We start from the raw sequence: 20403 nt of genomic DNA on the forward strand, positions 1-20403 counted from the left end.
ACTAGGAACATTTCGTGATGGTTTGATCTAGCTAATCCGAGTAAAGCTTGTTAATAATTAAATTTTTAACGAGCGTTACTCGGAATTCAAGTAAAATTTTTGAGATTCTTTATATTAGAAGAGTAAGGTTATTTCAAATTGCTTACCATTCTCATCGACACACAAGCCAGAGCCACTTGATAAATCAAGAGAGAAATCACAACGCATACCAATTCCCTCATCATTTGCAAGCAGCGCCCGATAGTATGAAGTTAGAAGAGACGAAGTGCTTGAAGAACGGGAGAAAGTGCCAGTCTTTGATTTCAGACCAAAGAGATTTGCCTCATTGACGCGGCCAGGCTCACCCCGATAAATTTTTCCACCTAGATCCATTTCAATAAAACCAGCCTTGCTGTAGGTTCTTCCAGTCCAAAGCGCGTAATGAATTTTACTGTTATCTTTTTGTAAAATTTGCATATTAATGGGGCCGGATGTCGCGCATGCCCCAAGCAGTAAAGAAAAAGCGATAATTAGTTTAGGTAATTTTGTCATTCGATGAACCCTTATTCTTAGCAACTCGGTTGGTAATATTAAAACTTACTGGTTTTATTTTTTTTGATGCTACATCACAAGCATGCAAGTAGGCACCCTCAATTTGAATTGTTCTGCCGACAGCATCAAAGACTGGATGGTTTTTTCTATGCTTATCAAGGTGGCTTTTAATATTAAACAGTAGTTTAGTATCGTTAAGCAGTCTTGCAGCAATATTGACGTATTCATCCTTATCTTTAGCGACTAAGGATTTTAACCCTGTCGCTTTAAGTAATCCACCACTAACTCTTGACGGGAAGTTTGTACCCTCAAGAGCAATGACTGGGACGCCGGCAAATAAGGCATCACTGGTAGTTGTGTGCCCCCCGTAAGGCCACGGATCCAAAGCGATAGCGCAGTGTGCAATTCTTGCGAGATGATCATCCACACGAATTTTTTTTGCCCAAAAAAAACGATTGGCATCTACGCCTACTAATTTCGCGGCATCCATTAAATTAGTTTTGGCTAAATCACCCGGATCCAGCATCCAAAGGACCGCTTCTGGACTTGCTTGCATAATGCGCATCCAGGTGTGCCAAACCTCCCTACCGACTTTATTGACATTATTGAACATGCCGATAATGGGCTTACCTTCAGGAATGCCTAGCTGTCTAAAAGGTGGTTTAGGTGACAGATACTGGGCGATGTAATCATTAATTTGATAGGTATTTGGAATACGTATAATTGATTCAGTATTAAATTTTTCACTGGTGACGGGCAATGTATAGTCATCGGCAATAATATAATCGATAAAAGGAGTACCGGTCGTTCCTGGAAAACCTAGATAGGATATTTGAACTGGGGCAGGCCTGAATCCAAAAACTCCAAGGCGTGTCCCCTCAGTTAGGCCGTTCAAGTCCACCAACACATCAATCTTGTCTTTGTGAATAACCGATGCAGCTGCAGCATCACTGAGCTTAGAGATATCCTTAACGATATTTGCCTTTGAAAAAACTTGTCTCCTCATTGCGTGACCATCATCATAACTCGTATCGTAGATGACGATGTCAAATCGGTACTTGTTATGGTGCCTCAACATCCCCATGGCTAAATAGGAGGTGGGGTGATCTCTAAAATCATTCGAGACGTAGCCAATTTTGACTTTACGCTGCTTAAAATCACCCTCAGGGACAATGGCTAATGGCTCCTTTGTAACCTTCTTAAACTTGTTCCGAGCAAAGTTTTTGATGACTTCAAAATTAATCGCTTCGTCATCACACCACAAAAGATGGGTTCTTGGCGTTTCATTGACCGATGTATACTTTTTATCTTGATAAACAGCCGACATTTTATTAGTAATTTTCTCTGCAAAATCCCAATCAGCATTTTGTAGTGCAATCCTTAGCGGATAGGTTGAAATCGATAGATCTTCTTCAGATGCAAAATAGGCTTTTTTGGCGGTTTCAATTGCAAGCGCCTGCTCACCGTATCTTGATAGTATCCTTGCGGCCTCAACAAGCTCCTGATTCGTTGGATTAAGCCCCATCATTTCCTTGAGAGAGACTATTGCTTTATCCTTTTGCCTTTGCTCCTCGAAGTGATTTGCTTGAAGTAACAATGGCATGGTTAATCTAGGGTCGATTTCCCTGATGGAGTCTAATGCAGTTAGCGCATAGTCGGGATTGATTTTTTTATATAGGGCGTGAGTGGCATAAAAAATGGAGATCTTATCTTTCTTACTGGCAGCGGTAATTTTTTGTTGTAAATATTGATAGGCATCCTCTTTTTTACCACTATTAATGAGCCCAAGTGCTTCCTTAATAAAGCTTTCTACTTCTGGCGATGTGGTAGGGGTTGTTATTTCTTTTGAATCTCGCATAAGTTTTCTCATGTTAGGAAATATGATAAAAAAAAGCGTACTTTCGTACGCTTTTTTTCAAACCAAATCAAAAACTATTGATATTAACGATAAATATTGGTGCGTTGGTATTACACCACGAAGGCGTAGTTATCAGCATTAGTCTCGTAATCGAAACCTGTCGATCCAGCATATCCTGCAAACCCTCCACCTTCATTACCATAACCCATGCCGATGTAAGCAGAACTAAAGTCATTATAGCCATGATCTGCGTCACCTTCGTTTAGGTAGTAGTCTACATCATTATAGCTGGCATACACATCCACAAGTTCGATCAGTTTAGTCACACCCTCACCATCTTCGTCCATGGCGAGAACGCCGCGGTAGCTATTTTGGTCTTCATTGAGGACCATGCCGAAGAAGTAACCACCACCCTCAACAAATTGGATACTGCTTTCCTCAAAGTTAGCGTAGTCGTTGAGTGAAGTATAACCTTTCGATTGAGATGCGTCAGAAGAACCAATGTTCGTGTAATCATTCACCAGATCATCTACCTCCACCCAATCTGAGTGAAAACTAACATTAGTAATGTAACCCTCACCGATCCGGATACCAAGGGTATTACTGTCATTTGCGAAAACAGTTAAATTGTTATCCCAGCTATCCCAGCGGCCATCAGAGCCATCAAGGCTACCTGTTGGCGTACCATCCCAATCGGTATCAGCGTTTAGACCATTAACCACAGCAGTAGCATCACCTGCAAGCGATCCGCCTAGTGAGCTACCACCAAGGTCAGCATTTAAGTAAATAGTTTGACTATTGCCGTTCTTATCTACCCAGCTAACATTTAGGTATACATCTGTATCGAAACCAAAATCATACCCATCATGGCCAGCCGCACCATACTGAGATAATTCTACGAATGCATACTCAGAGGCGATGCCAAACTGCGCCGCATCGAAGAACTCATTAAAGGAACCGTAGAAGCCATTACCTATGTTTTGCGAGCCCTCGTAGTCATCAAAATAAGTATCTCCACCCACCCAACCATCAAGGCCGTTACTGTAGTGACTAATGTTTAGGTCGATTGGACCCTGTCTACCATTAGCACCAGGCTCATAAGTATAATCATCATCTTCCAGATCGGCAAACTGGATAAAGTTATTGGTTGGGTTGTCATACCCATTAACTAAACCGGTAATGGAAGTCATGTTATTGACAAGTGCTGTCTGATGTTGAGTGCTGTAAACATCCACGTCATCCATACTAATGTGTAGGGCAAACTCATCACCTGCACCATCGTTATTATTTGCAGCAATAACGATGCTATCCGCTTGGTAGTTACCATAATAACTTAGACGCGTATCTGCTAGTAAATCACCGTTAGATGTACCATTCACGATATTGACGACACCACCGTGCGCTTCTTGATCTACGATGACATCACTTACCGAGGTGTAATCACCAAAGAACGATGTGCCCACAGTCGTAATCGTCATGTTATTAATATAGTGTTGGCTACCATTAATATCAAAAGACGCGACTGTTTCTGCATCTTGAGTGGTTGTTAGATTGACAGTTTGAATCGAACCTTCCGTTGAAACATAGATATTAGTCTCAGCACCCTCAGATCCGCTATTCGATGTGATCGTCTCAATGTCCCCATATACATCGTACAAATCAAGCGAAATAGAGCTTGAGTTTGAGTTTGTTATGGTGATGTCCATTACACCGTTCGCATTAATTGCACCAAACAAGTCGACACTAACCTCTGATACATTATCAGCCACAAGCGTAATTGACTCGATAATACCGTGCACGTTCAGGTCCACAGATGACTCAGCATTGGCCACCATCGTTGGATTAATTGATTCATTGCTATCATCGTAAACACCTGCAGAAACATTCAATGCATTAATCGTGCCGGTGATTGTGGAATCAATTGAGGAGTCCGAACTAAAATCACCATCAGTGTGTGCGTAGTTTTGGGTGGTAATTTCCGCACGAGCATTGTAACCGACAGACTCAACATTGATTGTGACGTCATTCATGTGGAAGGTACTATTCATACCATCATCTCGATCTTCATTCGCTAGGTGCATGTAAATGTTAACACCGTCCGAACTTTCGGTATTACGCGCATAAAGATTGATTTCAGAGTCGAACGTAATATCCCCACCAATGATCACATCAGCATCTGCGTAGTTATTACCGATCACATTGATGTTTAATGAGTCAATAGTACCTTGGCCATAATCCTCTTGATGATACTCAACATCCGCACTGTCACCAAGTGCATTGAGCGTGATAATTGAATTGTCATAAGTTAATCCCTCAGGGGCAGAATTCATCTCTACCTGAGCCTCGGTATTATAACCATCCGCTGTAATAGTCACATCACCTAAGCGGCCACCCAATTCAATGTCAGCATCAACATCTGCACTTCCACCGTTTTCGTCAGTAGCAATCAGGGTTAAACTATTAATCCTACCAGTTGCATCATTGACATCAAGACTGGCGTCCGAAGATTCACCATGTGCCTCTATCAGGATATTTGAATCTAAAAACTCAATCGATGTTGGCATGTCATTACCATATTCCCTATCGGTTGGACTAACAATATCCCCGTCCACATTCAGACTTGTGGCCTCTTGTTCGCCTGCATCCAACCATCGAACCCAAATGCCGTCAGCGCCATAATAATTATCAAAGTAATTGGTATTACCTGTTTGCTTAATGACGACATTAAGGTCAGATAAATCTGGGTCTACATTACGCGCATCAACTGCATCCTGTAATTGTGAGACGACATCAGCAAGCACTTCAACCGCTGTACCATAGTCGTCATTAACGTCCTGACCAACTGTCGCAGTTAAGACGACATCACCAATCGTGAGGCTGATAAGGTCGCCAGTCTGCAGATCCTGCCAACTAGAGTCATAACTCATCATCTGACCTAGGTCATAGAACTGCACTTCATCCCCATTAGAGCGATTTGAGCTGGCATCCATATCCAGGTCAACATCATCAGAATTACCCATTGCCTGAAGCGTGATATCGCCCACTGTACCATTAAAGTTTATATCAACATTTAGATCGGCGCTTTCTGCATTACGTGACCCATCTAATGCGCCATCTGCATGAGCAACCAACAGAATACTATTAATACTGCCATAGGCATTTCCGTCTATTGAGATGTCTACATCAGAACTTTCACCGTAGGCCCTGGCAATGATATCCACGTTATCAAATGTGATGACTGATGATGAAAGCGTATCGCTTGAATCAAAATTGCTGTCTATACTAAGTTCTGCGTTAGCATCTTCTGCTGAGGTTTCAACTAAGATCGTTCCGCGAATCGTAATGTCACCACTGATATCTAAACTCGCATCTGAATTATCACCTGACGCCGATACCGTAATGCCGTTAATTGAACCTGTGACTAGTGTGTTGACAGAATCCGTACTCCAAAAACCTGGTATTGGTAAATTATTTAGATCACCGCCAATTTCTAAATCGGCCGATGAATTATTTCCAGCTGCCGTAACATTAATGGTTACGTCGTCAAGGCTCAACTCGCCAGCTGTTGCCTGCAGAAGCATATAGGCAGACTTACTAGCCCCCTCTTCGAGGGTCGTAACATTAATTTCGCCCGAGACTGAGCCATCGATATTAATGATCGCCAAAGCATTTGGAAGGTCAAAACTATAATTACCAAAGTAATCATTACCCCCAGCAATCACATCGATTCCATTAATGCTTCCAGTAGCCCCGAAGACTACTAGCGCCGCGTCCGTATCATAACTGCCATTGTTATTGAAAAAATTATTACCCAATGCCTGAACTTCAATGTGCGAACCCTCAAAATTAATTGCAGCTTCGCGTTCATAATTGTCCTGAACGGTACCAACGACATCAAAGTCTGTTTCAATTGGGCCATTATATCGACTTACGCTGACTTCATGAGACTCCGTGTTATCGAATCGAATGCGAGCGTAATCGCCCCAGTACTCCATTTGATTTTCACTTAACGTTGAATAATCACTATCAAGCTTCCACTGTTCAATGATATTTGCGACCACTTCATCGGTGTCACCTTCAGTCACATTTGCTCTTAGGACCTTGCCGTCGACAACCAACTGAATGACAGATCGATCTGTTGTAAGCGCATCCTCAATAATTGCTGCCAGATCAACCTCAAAGATTGCTGATTGAGCCATGCCAGCAATTGAAATCATCTGGGCGACAGCGCTAGAATCCTCACCGGACGATGTGATAGACACATCACCAGCGATATCTAAATCAGCACTCATATATAAACCTGACTCCGAATCCTCACCCGTTGCCTGGACTGTGATGTCACCAACGGCAACAGTCTCATCTGAACGCGCATCATAGGTGTAGGTGCCATTAGACATCTCAGTGCCAGGCGCATTGACTGCGGCAAGGACTAAATCTGCTGAAGAACTTGTTCCGTAAGCGCTCACTAAAATGTTAGAACCCATTAGCTCTACTGGTGAGTCCTCGCCGCCAAATAGAATAAGGTCGACACTGTCATTCGTTCCTGCGGCTAAGACAGTAATGTTACCAACCACCTCAACATCTTGCTCTCTTAACTGATCACCACCTACGACCATATTAACTAGGTTGTCATCATCAGTAGAATAACTCTCATCAAAAGTTTCATAGATATCTGCTGCACCACCGCCAAAGTTTGCGTGATTGCTTGCAACATCAATAAATAGCTGCGCCTCATTAGTTGATATGTCGTTGTCAGAAATTTGATTGAATAACTGAATAAACTCTTCAGTCACATTAGCAAATACCTCTGGCGTTGCCAAGGATGCCAAGTCTTCTTCATCGTTTCTGACGCGCTCTTCTTGAACTAAGATGATTGCGTTAAGTGCATTATTAAACACCATTGAATAATCAGCTGCGTCGTATTGATCATCGTTTAGGGCCTCATTAGTGGCATATAAACTGTTGACAATGCTGTAAATTTCTTGGTTAAGGTTATCAGGACTATTAACACCAGCAACGTCATAACCGCCCAACAAGAAACTCATCAGAGCCTGCTGTGACGAACCTGCGTTCAATGGATAGCCAAAGAGATTAGCAACCTCAATAATCGCCGCCTTAACTTCAGCGTTAGTTGGAACAAATTCATCATCTTCATAGCGATGAATGTAAGCATCAACAAGCGCTGTCACGCCCGTGACCAGGGTGACATTTGCGCCACCGACGGAAAGTGTAATACCAGATGAGATAACGAGTGAATCAAAAATCTGATTCTCGCCAACAATAAATGCATAATCACCATTATTAATGGCCACGTTTGCAACTTCTTTGGCAGCAGATGCAAAAAGAAGATCGCCTTCATTGGCAACCATTTCTTGCGGTGTTAGATCTTCTGCGTCCTCATGAACCAAGATAGGTAAGCGGTTAATACCGACACTGATGATCCGACCTGAACCACCCAAGCTAGAAAACTCACCAAGCGCATTGGTTACAACCACTGACTGATCAGGATCTACAATGTAGCGGCCTTCACCCGCATCAATAACGTGAAGGTAACCGTCACCGTAGGTGTCACGGAAAACGATCGCATTAGCCACAGGATCATCAATTACTAGCCCATCAAGCCGCAATGGGGCTGGGGCTGGGGCTGGGGCTGAATCGCCACCGCCACCGCCACCAGCAGCTGCAATACCAATTAAACCTAAGACACCAAGGCCACCCCAAATATAACCGCCTTTATCATGCGAATCATCGTCTTTCTTTTTGACGACGACAGCAGCATCTTTAGAATTGGCGGTATCGGCCACAATTAATGCTGCCCCAGTTTTTTCACCAACCGCACCAGTAGCATCGGCCAAATTAATAACAGCCTGACCTTCGACTTTAACGACATCGTTTTCTTTTTCGGCCGATTTACGGGCATCCCAAGCCTTGGCTGTATCATCCATCCACTGCTTGTCAGGATTTGCTGTTTGCGCAGCAACATAAGTTGACTCAGCGTCAACACCTTGCTGAACTGGAACTTTGGTTACATCATCTTGTGGTTTCTTAGTGGCCATTTAACTACCCTTTAAAAAAATAATTTTATTTAGTTTATTACTTAATTGTATATTTTTGCTCATGAAACAATAATAAAATTAAAAAACCTTTTATTAGTCTTATTGCACATTATCTATATTAATAATTAATTGTCAAACATTTATTATTAAAAGTTTAATTAGGTATGAAATGTCTATGCGATGAATGGACGCCCTTATATTTTTATTGATTACCCGCGTGATTCATAAAGGCATAGGTAAGATTTGAGGGTAGTCAAATCAAAAGACTTCAGTCAAGCATTTTAAAGCGCTTACAGCGTTTAAGACGGTTGCAGAAGCTCTAGGGTGATTAATGATAATTCCCCTAGAGTCCTCAATTGGATCGGGGCCTGAAGCCAGCTTATCTATAAATTTATGGCGGGGTTGCATGCAGCAAGATCAAGGAATCTAAATTTGCAAGAAGATCTAGCCTCGCGGAAGAAGATTGGGGCAAAAGAATGGCCGCCGCTTACATTAACAGGCCGCTCGAGTAAGGTATGCCTTGTTATTATGTGCTCGAAGAAAAGCGGCAAGCCATTATGTTTTGTAAATGATTTGCTATTAGCTTAAATGGATTTTATGCGTGGCATCATTGTCCCTACTCCAAGCAAACTATTGAAGATAGAGGCCCAAGGCAGGTAGCGTAATCATGGATGAGGCTGTCATGACAATTCAGTGGCTTAATCTTTTTAGTCGCTTAAAACGGATATGATTAAGCTGCGAAGAATATCAAATTAGAGATAGGGTACGTGCAGATAGTTTTGATTTTATTGGGGCGCTTTTCATAAAACTAGATGCCACTCTCATTTTAAAAGTAATAGGCTATGAAGCGTTCGATGAGGCTTGGCGCGAACAAGGCATAGTTCTCTGCAAAGTCCTTAGGAAACAATTATCTCTCACTTAATGACTCAGACATCGTTTTGATGACAGGTTTAATGATGTATTTCAGCACCGTGCTCTGGCCTGTAATAATCTCAACGGTTGCAGTCATCCCTGGCTGAATCTCCAACAGTTCCTTAGGTCTGGCACTAAACTTTTTATTTAACGCCTTTACTTGGACGCGGTAATAGGCTTGTTCACCCTGCTTTAAATCTTCGGTGAGGGTATCCGCGCTGATGTAGGTCAGCTTGCCATTAAGGCTGCCGTAAATACTGTAGTCATAAGCATCAATTTTTACATTCGCATTAAGGCCTGGTCGAATAAATGCAATGTCGGTTGGTTTAACCTTGGCCTCAATCAGGAGGTCATCGTCTTCAGGCACAATCTCCATGACCTCTTCACTGGGCTTAACAACACCGCCAAGTGTTGTGATTCTTACATTCTTGACGATGCCATTAACTGGGGACTTAAGTTCAATGTGCGCTAACTGATCTCTCCTCTGGGCTAGAGTTTGCTCGGCACCCGCCAAGTCCTCCTCAACTTTTGTAATTTCAGCTTGCGTATCTTGCAAATACTTATTATTAACGTTGGTCAACTGGCCTTGGAGCTCAGCAATCGTTCTTTGCAGCTTTAAGATATCAGACATGCTGACGTCCCCAGTCTTCAGCAGAGGCTCCGTCATGGCCAGCTCGCTTTTAGCAAGAGTAAGCATTCCCTTGATGGCCTGCACCTGTTCACGTATAGCGTTTCTTTTTTTCGTAAGCAACAGCAGTTGACTCTGTTTAAACTGAGGGTAACCCAAAACGTCTTCACTAAATATTGGCTCACCCCCAAATATTTCAGCCCGCAATCTAGATTGCGCGGCCCGAAGTGCCGCCACCTTCGCCCTCGCTTCAAGATAAAGGCTCTCTATCTTGGTCTTATCCAATCTTACCAGCACTTGACCACGCTCTACCCGATCCCCCTCCTTGACTAGCATATCTTCAACAGTGCCCCCATCACCAGATTGAATCACCTGGGTTCTTGAACTTGCAATCACCTGGCCCTGTGCTCTTGTGATTTGATCAATCTCCGCCTGACTTGCCCAAAAAATAGCGATGAATACCGCAAAGATCGTTGTCCATAAGATTAAACTTGGCCTAGCACCCTCCTGATCACTCATTGCTGAGGAAAGTTTTTTTTTATTCCACCACATCTTTATGACACTCCACTTTCTAGATCAGTTTTTTGTTTGGCAACACTCTGAGAGCGGGCTTTGATGGTTTCTGTCATTTTTTTCATCACGTCATCAGGTCTGCCATCAGCGATTACCTTGCCCTGCGCCATCACGATGACCCGATTAACTAACTTCAACAAACTCCCTTTGTGAGTCGCCAGGACGATTGTGGTGGTTGGTGCCAGCTTTGCAAATAAGTTTTGCATCACGTAAGCCTCTAACTCGTTGTCCATTGAGGCAGTAGGCTCATCCAGTATCAAAACTTTAGGTTTCGCAATTAACATCCTCGTTAAGCCAACAAGCTGTCTCTGACCACCAGACAATCCCCTCCCACCTTCCATAATTGGCAACCCCAAACCCTTTGGATGCGATTGAATCAATACATTAAGACCGGTGGCCGCGGCGGCAGCCAAAATTTGAGAGTCGGTAGGTGATGGCAAACCCATGACTAAATTTTCTCGCAATGTGCCGTGAAACAAACGCACATCTTGGGTGAGGTATCCTAAATGCTCGCGAACAAATTCAGGGGCCATCTGCATCATATCAACACCATCTAAAAAACTTCTGCCCTCACTAGGCTTGTAAAGCCCAGATAAAAGTTTAATCAATGTGCTTTTACCAGACCCCACTGAACCAATAATACCGACCCGCTCACCTGGCTTGATAGTTAATGTTAAGGGAGCAAGAGCAACCACATCGTCGGTATAGCTAAAGGTTGCAGCATCTAAACTCAAATTACCCCAACACGTTTCGGGAATAACGAGATCATGAGTAGGATCACGATCGCACTCCAGGGCCATAATATCATCAAGGCCCTTAAGCGCTTCTTTGGCGTGCTGCCATTGCACAATCATTCCTGTAATTTGTCCAATTGGGGAAAGCGCACGATTACTGATAATTGAACAAGCGATCAAAGCGCCCTGCGTGATTTGACCAGTCGTAACCGCATAGGCGCCGGCTGCAATCATTGCGATATAACATAACTGCTGCAATGATTGTGTCAAACTAGTCGCCTGCATGGTACTCGTGCGAATTTTTAGCTCATTTTCTGATAAATCTTTGGTCAGATTATTCCAACGACCCAGCATCTTCCACTCACCACCGACCGACTTAATCGCTTCAATACCGTCAATTGTTTCAATTAGCAAACCGCTTTTTTTATTAGCACCATCCATTTGTTCACCAGAATAGCGACTAATTCGCCATTTAGCGTAAAGTCCGATCGCAATAACGACTGGAAGAAATAGCAAGGGAATAAGGGCCAGCCAGCCAGCTACAGCAAAGATAACAGCAATAAAAAAGAGAACGAAGGGAGCGTCTGCCAATACAAAAAGCGTTGATGAGGTCATAAAATTTCTGACCATTTCAAAATTCTTAATTTGGCCAGCAAATGTTCCAACAGATCTTGGGCGCGCGTCCATTCGTATATCCAGCACCTGCCCAAAAAAGACCCCTGATAGTTCTTGGTCGATAGCTTTACAACCACGATCAACAATAAAAGCCCGTAATTGCTTCATCATAAGCTCAAGTAAAACCCCGACCAAAACACCAACAGTTAAGACGGTAAGCGTTGAGTACCCTTGGGAGGGAATGACCCGATCATATACTTGCATAGTGTAGAAAGAGCTTGCCAAAGCAAGCACACTCATCATTGCTGTGGCAAATATAGATTCAATAAAAACAGACTTTTTCTTTCTTAAAGCGTACAAGAACCAATCACGTGCGGAGCTTATTGGACGGGCAGATTCTTTTTGTTCAATAATTTTGGGCCTAAGAATGAGCGTATAACCATCCATAACCTCATCCACGTCGAGTTCTGCAACCTCACCATTAAAATCCTCAGCCAGAAAACCGCCGTGACTCATCGCCCCCTTGATAAGTTTGATAGATTGATAGTCTTTTGAAATCCAAAGGGCTGGCAAATGTTCCCTAGAAAGGCTTTCATCTTGCTGGTAAGCCTTTCCTGAGGGAAAGGCGTTCATCCAGAGCTCAACTGCCCTTGCCGCCCTCGGAAGGTCCATGAAATTAACGCCAGAAAAGTTCTCTGATGCCATTGAAAATCGATGTAAGGGCATCGCTACGTTTTGCAACCTCGCCAGTCTAGCTAGCAAGGTATTTAATTCTAAATCATCATTAGATGAGATTTCGTTCTCTCTTAGCTGCTCCTCCGAGACATTCATCACATTGATGCCTGTAGAGGTTGGTTTGGATGTCATCATTATCTATCCATACTGCTGATGTTCATAAACTCATTGACTGTGCCAGTATTGATTTTGATTTTCATCATAGCAAAAAATCCACCCCACTCGGAATCAGCTGACTGATACTTCGCCTGTGTAGCTTCTTTTCTAAAATTCAACACTTCAAGCCAACCCTTTCTTCCAGCAGCATATAGCCTGACCGACGACTCATATTGACTTCGAGTTGCTTCAACTAATTTTGAATAAATATCCTTTTCGGCTCGACTAGATTCAACTTTAAACCAGGCCGTCCTCAAATCATCTGCCAACTCTTTTTTTGCAACATCGACGTTTGACTCTGCCGCATCTCGTTTTGATTCCGATTCTTTAATATTAGAAAAGGAAGAAAGACCATTACCTGGCTGAAAGGTGACAGCTAGAAAAGTAGTGTTTCCCGGATAATTCCCCCCATAAAAGTCTTGGTGACGAATACTCACTTGGGGCATAAGATTAGACCTCTTAAGATCCGTCTCATGATCTGAGGCAATCACCTCGTAATGTAAGCGATTTAGCCTTGGAGAGTAGGCCATCACCTGGGAAAGCACCTGTTCAAAATTTTTATCGAAATCTAGGTTAAATGCTGGCACCCGAAGTTGGCCCACTGGCATGCTAATAAGTTGTTCCAAATCGGCTCTAGCGTTCACAAGCTGAGTCTGCAACTGAACCAACTCCGACTTGGCCTGCTGCAATCGTGCTATTGCCATGGTTACTTCAGATTCAGGGCTAATTTGACTATTTGATCTTCTTTCAATTAAGGCTAGAAGCCTCTGGTGCTCCTCAATATTTTCATTAGATGCCAGAACCCTTGATTGCAATCGCAAGATTTCAGAGAAGGCTGAGACGGTTTTGACAAGAATTGATTGCTCTGCTTCAAAAATTGAGGCCGCCGCAACAATAGATTTAGCCCTTGAAGATTCTATATTAGCGGTAATCCTTCCCCCAGACCAAATCGGTTGATCAATAGTTAGTATAGTCACTGGAGTAGTGCTCAAAGGACTGTTGCTGGTCGTCACAGAAAATGAGGGGAATCTTTGCCATTCTGCAGCATCCACTGAATAAAGCGATGCCTCGTATTCTTTTCTTTTCATTGTAACCGTTGGGTGCGTTTGAGTAGCGGAAATCATTGCATCTTTGAGTGATAACGGTATTGGGGAATCCGCATTAACGTGACTACTAAAACTTAAAGCCCACAAAAATAAGGGAGAAATAAATTTCAAATAGTGTTTAATTTCATAAGCCATAATTAAAGACAATCATGTAGATGATTTATATTTTTATTAAAGGAAATCAGTTTATCCGATGAATCAATTTTAAGCAAAAACTATTCAATCACTCTTAAGTGCACATTCAATGACCCCTGCCGAATAAACCCCTGATAAACATCCCAAACACACTCATAGTTAGTTTTGGTAGAGTAATTCTCGATATTCGACCGTTGAATTCCTATCATCAGATTTTAACTAGACCTAATTAACACGAAAAAATCTTACTCATGGAGTGATTGCCTGATCGCAAACTACTTCCATAAAAGCGATTGCAGAACACCAAAATAACAACGATTAATTGCTCAAATTTTTTCTCGATACGGTAGCGATTAGCTAGACTTGGGTGTAATTAGCTCTGACGGTATTGATTGTAGTTAAACTAGGTTGGGATGAATTTATTCTGCTGCCATCTTCTTAGACTGTTAATAAAGATTGTTTTTAATATTTATTAATGTTGATAATATGCCATCACATAGAACGCTTTACTCAAATGCAAACCAGCCCACAATAAAAATTAAGTAAAAATGAGAAATAAACAAATTCAACTTAAAAGATTAAAGTATCACGAGGATCAAATGTCCCCTTCCATAGACTTTGCCTCGGTTTCTCAACCTAAACAAAGATACTGCATAGCTAGTTCACCAAGAAGTGGCTCTACATTAATTTCAAAAATGTTACTTACTACCCATTTGGCAGGCGATCCCAAAGAATATTTAAATCCATTGCTCATGCATGCCTGGCATCGCATTAGTCATCAACCAATCCTGTTAAATGAATATATCAAGCAGATAGAGTCCAGAAGAACTACTGAAAATGGCGCTTTTGGGATTAAGATTCATTGGAGACACTTGGAAAATTTATCAAAAACGATTGATTCAAGAAAAATTAACTCATTAATCAACAATTTCGACAAGTTTATTTTTGTTAGAAGAAGGGACAAGTTGGCACAGGCCATTAGTTACTATAAAGCAGTTACGACAGGAGTATTTCACTCAGATCAAGAAGGCTGGTTGAATGAATATGATATTCCTGACCCTCCTTTCAATGGTCCTCAAATTTTGAAGCACCTTACAGATATCACCAGAGAAGATGCATCATGGGAAAATTATTTTAAGTATTCAAATAAACCTGTATACGAGATTTACCACGAAGACTTAATTGAGTGCTACCAAATGAAAGCAAAAGAAATCTTGAATTTTCTTGAAATATACCCTGAAGAAATACCAGCAATTCCTACAAAAAAAATGAATAAGAAACTGTCAAAAAATTATAAAGAACAACTATTAAAAACTATCGGATTAAATATAGCGCTGTGATTAATGGATAAATCTATTTTTATTAAAAAAATAAAGACGAGCGACCCCTTTATATCAGAAGTTTTGTGCAGAAAATATCTCTCTGAAGTTGGCGATGATATAGAAATATGGAAAATATTATTTGATGCCTTAATTTTTACAAAAAATAATTTTGAAGTGAAGTTGTTAGTCGAAAATATTTTAAAGAGAGATTTTTTTAGTGTTTCATACCTATTGCTATCTATTAGATACCTACTTTTATCAAATAATTTTCCTATGGCAAGACAGCTTTTTTTGAAAATTGATTTTCAAGAAAATACAAAAGATAATTATCTAAAAAATGATTTTTATCACCTCGCTTTAATAGAGAAAATAAGAAATAACATAAGTTTACTTCCGTTAAGTTATGTGGTTATGCCCACAACAGCTCATGAGTTTAACTTGAAGGCTTCCAACCTATTTAAAACCGAACCTATAGATGTCGTTTGTTTTATTGCAAAAGATTTTCACTATTCTATCCAACATCGCATAGCGGAGGAGTTACTCAATCAAAATGTTAAAGTTATTTTTTCAAATAGCATCTGGTTTATAAAAACAATCAAACCTAAGTTAATTTTGATTTCAGAAGCTTTATATGGAAATTTATCCGAAATAAGAACCTATTGTCCGAATGCTTTAATTGTAAATACAAGGCATGGGCTAGGTGATAAGAATCATGCTGCAATTGGTGCATCTCATTGCGATAAAATATGTGTTTCATCTGAAAGTATAAGAGAATTAATGGTTGATGAAATGCTCGTGCCCAATAGTAAAATATGGGTAACTGGTTATCCACAACTAGATGATTTTTTTTATTCATCGCCAACAAACCCCAGTTCTGATGAAAAATCCCATACCAAATCTATTTTATTTGCACCGACTTTTAATCAAGGTTTAAGCGCTGCTTTTTTCCTGCAAACTGATTTAGTTAAAAAATTGAGGGGTGCCGATAGCTCAATAAAGCTAATCGTCAAGCCGCACCCTCATTTATTAGGGATACCTAATTTAATAAAAAGTTGGCTAGACGAATCTAAATCTAATAACAATACTCTTATAGACACTAACCCAAATTCAAATATCACAAAATATTTTCATGAGTGCGACTTAATGGTATCAGATGTTTCTAGCGCAGCTTTAGCGTGGTTATTGGTAGATAAACCATTGATTTGTTTGATTGATCGTAAACTTGCTGAAGCATCAGGTCACTATTCACCAGATGCTATTGAATGGAAAATGCATAGTGCAGCTTCTGTAGTTACCAATCCATTAGAGCTATATTTGGAAGTAAAGAATCAACTTAAAAATCCTAATATAAAGTCTAAACAAAGAGACGTTTTTTCCAACTTTTTATTTGGAAACCTCAAAGATGGTAAATCATCTTTACGAGTAGCTAAAAACATAATTAAGTATTTAAGAGAAAATGTAAATGATTAAAGTATATGCAAAAGGTGTGTTTGACATTCTTCATTACGGTCATATTAACTTCTTTAAGTTAGCAAAAGGTTTGGGTGACTGGCTAACAGTGGGTGTGACACCAGATGAACGTGTAATTTCCATGAAAAGACAACCACTATTTGACGGACAAGAGCGGGCTATAGTGGTGGAGTCCATTCGTTATGTTGACCAGGTTTTATTAGATGGCCCTAGAGAGATAACACTTGATTTTATGCGTGAGCATAATTTTGATTTATATGTTTTTGGATCTAAAAATCATGATGAAAGAGAGGTCCGTCTCTACGATTGCAGAGATCTTCCTAGCGATATGATATTGGAAATCCCATATACACACGGCGTCTCAACAACTGAAATAATAAATACATCAAAAAAATACTAGTGGCTAGGTGTCTACAAAACCGTGAGAAGTCCAGGAATCAAGCTCCGATTGGATGTAGCGATAAAGGGCGGGTTGAGAATATTTGATTTACCATACACGAGACTTCTTCCATTCAAATCAACAACCACTCCGCCTGCGGCCTCCAAAACAGCTTGAGCTGCAGCGGTGTCCCACTCGGACGTTGGTGCGATTCTGGGATATATATCCGCTGATCCCTCTGCTATTCTACAAAACTTAAGCGAACTTCCCGTATAACTTAATTCAACCTCGCCCAAAGACTCAATAAAAGACGTTGTAGCATCATTTAAATGACTTTTGCTCGCCTCTATCCTTTTTATAGCACCAGGATTATATAGGGCAACCTGTATAGGCGTTTCAACCCGATCTAACATTCTGTAAGCGCCAAGACCTTGCCCACCCCAATAAAGCAAACTCATGGCGGGCGCATAAACAAATCCCATGACAGCCTTTGTTTTATGAATTAAAGCAATGTTAATTGTAAATTCGCCACTTCCAACCAAGAATTCTTTTGTACCATCAAGTGGATCAATCAACCAAAACTGTTCGACACCATTTGAATTAAAACTAATACTAGTATCTTCCTCAGAAACAATGCTTATGTTTGGCCATGTCTTTTTTAATTGCTCTACAATATAATCATGTGAAGCTAAGTCAGCTAGAGTAACTAAACTTTTATCCAACTTTTCTCTAACGCCAAGCTTATTCGAAGCATATACCTTCATCACAGTTTGACCAGCTTCAAAACAAATTTTTTTAAGTATTGGAACGAAATCGTTTAAATGATGAGTGTTGATCAAGTTTAAATCCTATAAAATTTAAATCATGCTAATGACGACCTACATTTACAAACAAACAGATGCCAACATAACATGATACCTAAGAATATTCATTATCAAAAAATCAATATCACTCGACATGAACGTGAAAAAATTAAAGACCAAACAGGTAAAGTAATTTGGCTGACAGGCCTATCTGGCTCGGGAAAATCCACCTTAGCAAACGTCCTTGAAATGCAGTTAAATCAGTTGAAAAAACATACCTATATCCTCGATGGTGATAATTTACGATTAGGACTTAATAAAGATTTAGGGTTTAGTGAAGAGGATAGAGCAGAAAATATTCGTCGCGTTGCTGAAGTGGCAAAATTGATGATCGATGCAGGATTAATTGTGATTACAGCATTTATCAGCCCCTTCAGATCCGAAAGGAAAATGGCAAGAGATCTTATAGGTACAAACAATTTTTTTGAAGTATTCGTCGATACCCCTTTAGAAGTTTGTGAACAACGTGATCCTAAAGGTCTTTATAAGAAGGCAAGAGATGGCTTCCTAAAAAATATGACCGGCATAGATAGTCCCTATGAAGCGCCAATTGATGCAGAAATTCATTACTTACCCGATAGTAATTATGAATCCATCATTAGTTTAACTTTAGGGAAGTAACTAAGTGACTGTGATTTAGTATGCTCAATATACATTCCAAAAAATCGATAGGTTCCTTCTTCGCATTATTATTGGTCGCACATTTTTGGGTCGCCAACTGTTCTGCTGCTCAATTTAGTCCATCACTTGAGGATCCAGCGAATTTTATTGAGCTAAAAAATAATAGCCAAAATCAAATTGCTGTTCTCAGTATTAGTGGCAAAATTTCAAAAAGCTTATACGATAAAATTAAACTGAATATCGAAAAGTTAGGTAATCAAAATATTCAGCCTGGACGGTTTATTGTGTTAATCGACAGCATGGGAGGTGACGGAGAGGCAGCACTCAAAATTGGGCGTTTATTGAGAAAAAATAATGCATTTATATTTGTTACCAACAGATGCGCTAGCGCATGCGTTTATATTTATGCAGCTGGAGTATATCGATCATCCATTCCTAACTCGATAGGCATACACGCCACAAAAATTACGTTAAATGATAAAAACTCTCGAGTGGTTTATGAGTTAAATCCTGATCTTCATGAAGTGGCCAAAAAAAAATTAATGGATTTTGATAATGGGAGTCAGGGGTTCTTCGATGAAATGAATATCAACCCGAGTTTTCATGAAAAACTTAGATCACTCTCTACTGACAAATTATATTGGCTATCACAAAATGACGTTAAAACATTTGGGCTAGATGGCTTTGATTCTTTTTTTGTCGAACGAGAGTTCTCAGGCTTTAAAGATGCTTTTAATAAGAATTTATCGCAGGCGACATTCAACGAAAAAATTAATAACACATTAAAACAATGTCTTTACGTGAAAAACATGCCTCATGTATTTGCGGAGTGCTACAAAAAAAATCTTAGAGATTAATACTCAGCTTTATTAATTTAATGCATCAACTTGGAAGTTAAAATTGCCTCAAAAGCATCCTCCACATCTTCATCTGTCGCAGCAGTATTTTTTCTTGTTTCTTTTGGTTCTTTATTAATAGCAATTTGAGGCCATTTCGCAACTGCGAACAACTTCAATAGCCCTTTCCAAAAAACTTTAAGTTGATCTTGATCAAGCAGAACTAATGCTGCACCCGTAATTCCCCATCTGAAAGTGATCTCAATCTTATTTTCTTTAACAGAAAAATTAAGCGTATGCACTAGGCCAGACTCTTTTGCATCATTGATGATAACAGCTGGCTCTTTCAATTTCTCATTATCAACCAGTCGTGCTTTATTTAATGGATGATTTGCCTGACTTTTTTGAAGATCAAGCTGAGGTAAAGTTGAAATTGTAGACTTTGGATTGACTTTAGAAGCTATTGTAGCAGCGCTAAATTTAAACTTATCATCCAAAGCACGCAACAATTGCCTTGAAATTCTTTGCGTTATCCAAAGAACGATAATCTCTGATGACTCATTTTCGATGGCAAACTGAAGCCTATCCTCAACGGGTTGGTAGCGCTGAGATAATTTTTTTATAAAAAACATGATACATAACCTCTATAAAAGTGACTTGCCCCCAATATCCGCGTGACATATCACGCACCGATTCAATGAGAAATCAATAAGGGAAATGAATACTGAGAAGTGGTCTTGGTAGGCAGTACCAGATTCGAACTGGTGACCTCTTGGATGTCGACCAAGCGCTCTAACCAACTGAGCTAACCGCCTATTTGTCTTTTCAAAAGAGGTGTGAATTTTAGCGCATTGACCTTGATTAAGCAAATGA

Annotated in this window: 13 protein-coding genes and 1 tRNA gene; 5 read left to right on the plus strand and 9 right to left on the minus strand. The window is 40.4% G+C overall.

Annotated elements, in window-relative coordinates:
• Positions 1-114 precede the first annotated feature (114 nt).
• The 6 genes from BN1209_RS05810 to BN1209_RS05835 form a co-directional block, all read right to left on the minus strand.
• On the minus strand, positions 115-531 hold the full coding sequence (locus BN1209_RS05810; protein ID WP_045751353.1) for a hypothetical protein: 417 nt from the start codon (positions 529-531) through the stop codon (positions 115-117).
• Positions 515-2389, minus strand: coding sequence for an O-linked N-acetylglucosamine transferase, SPINDLY family protein (locus BN1209_RS08890; protein ID WP_171816506.1), 1875 nt, complete (start codon positions 2387-2389; stop codon positions 515-517). Before BN1209_RS08890 ends, BN1209_RS05810 begins: the two co-directional genes overlap by 17 nt.
• Positions 2390-2499: 110 nt before the next feature.
• Complete coding sequence (locus BN1209_RS05820; RefSeq protein ID WP_045751354.1) at positions 2500-8445, minus strand: beta strand repeat-containing protein; 5946 nt, start codon at positions 8443-8445, stop codon at positions 2500-2502.
• A 907-nt stretch (positions 8446-9352) separates the two neighbouring features.
• Positions 9353-10537: an HlyD family type I secretion periplasmic adaptor subunit gene (locus BN1209_RS05825; protein WP_197539006.1), complete on the minus strand. Its 1185-nt coding sequence runs from the start codon at positions 10535-10537 to the stop codon at positions 9353-9355.
• A gap of 2 nt (positions 10538-10539) precedes the next feature.
• The gene (locus BN1209_RS05830; protein WP_144402548.1) at positions 10540-12777 is read right to left on the minus strand and encodes a type I secretion system permease/ATPase; all 2238 of its coding nucleotides are present in this window, start codon (positions 12775-12777) and stop codon (positions 10540-10542) included.
• The gene (locus BN1209_RS05835; RefSeq protein WP_045751355.1) at positions 12777-14039 is read right to left on the minus strand and encodes a TolC family protein; all 1263 of its coding nucleotides are present in this window, start codon (positions 14037-14039) and stop codon (positions 12777-12779) included. The genes BN1209_RS05830 and BN1209_RS05835 overlap by 1 nt, the downstream gene beginning before the upstream one ends.
• A 548-nt stretch (positions 14040-14587) precedes the next feature.
• On the opposite strand from BN1209_RS05835, the gene BN1209_RS05840 reads away from it, so the two are divergent.
• From BN1209_RS05840 to BN1209_RS08895, 3 genes are read left to right on the plus strand one after another with little or no spacing between them, the layout of a single operon-like run.
• On the plus strand, positions 14588-15379 hold the full coding sequence (locus BN1209_RS05840) for a Stf0 family sulfotransferase (protein ID WP_082048407.1): 792 nt from the start codon (positions 14588-14590) through the stop codon (positions 15377-15379).
• 3 nt (positions 15380-15382) lie between these two features.
• Complete coding sequence (locus BN1209_RS05845) at positions 15383-16831, plus strand: CDP-glycerol glycerophosphotransferase family protein (protein ID WP_045751357.1); 1449 nt, start codon at positions 15383-15385, stop codon at positions 16829-16831.
• Positions 16824-17231 carry an FAD synthase family protein gene (locus BN1209_RS08895; protein ID WP_052661106.1) on the plus strand — a complete coding sequence of 136 codons (408 nt, stop codon included), beginning with the start codon at positions 16824-16826 and terminating at the stop codon, positions 17229-17231. The genes BN1209_RS05845 and BN1209_RS08895 overlap by 8 nt, the downstream gene beginning before the upstream one ends.
• Before the next feature lie 11 nt (positions 17232-17242).
• Here BN1209_RS08895 and cysQ read toward each other — a convergent pair whose 3' ends face one another.
• Entirely contained in the window at positions 17243-18049 is an 807-nt protein-coding gene (gene cysQ / locus BN1209_RS05850) for a 3'(2'),5'-bisphosphate nucleotidase CysQ (protein ID WP_231855121.1), read from the minus strand.
• A 72-nt stretch (positions 18050-18121) separates the two neighbouring features.
• On the opposite strand from cysQ, the gene cysC reads away from it, so the two are divergent.
• On the plus strand, positions 18122-18694 hold the full coding sequence (gene cysC / locus BN1209_RS05855; protein WP_082048408.1) for an adenylyl-sulfate kinase: 573 nt from the start codon (positions 18122-18124) through the stop codon (positions 18692-18694).
• Between the two features lie 20 nt (positions 18695-18714).
• On the plus strand, positions 18715-19551 hold the full coding sequence (locus BN1209_RS05860) for a COG3904 family protein (RefSeq protein ID WP_144402549.1): 837 nt from the start codon (positions 18715-18717) through the stop codon (positions 19549-19551).
• 17 nt (positions 19552-19568) lie between these two features.
• On the opposite strand, the gene BN1209_RS05865 is transcribed toward BN1209_RS05860, so the two are convergent.
• Positions 19569-20162 carry a hypothetical protein gene (locus tag BN1209_RS05865; RefSeq protein WP_045751359.1) on the minus strand — a complete coding sequence of 198 codons (594 nt, stop codon included), beginning with the start codon at positions 20160-20162 and terminating at the stop codon, positions 19569-19571.
• A 106-nt stretch (positions 20163-20268) separates the two neighbouring features.
• Positions 20269-20345: transfer RNA gene (locus tag BN1209_RS05870), tRNA-Val, on the minus strand.
• Positions 20346-20403: the final 58 nt, after the last annotated feature.

Origin of the sequence: Candidatus Methylopumilus turicensis, assembly GCF_000953015.1 — a bacterium.
Lineage (GTDB): Bacteria > Pseudomonadota > Gammaproteobacteria > Burkholderiales > Methylophilaceae > Methylopumilus_A > Methylopumilus_A turicensis.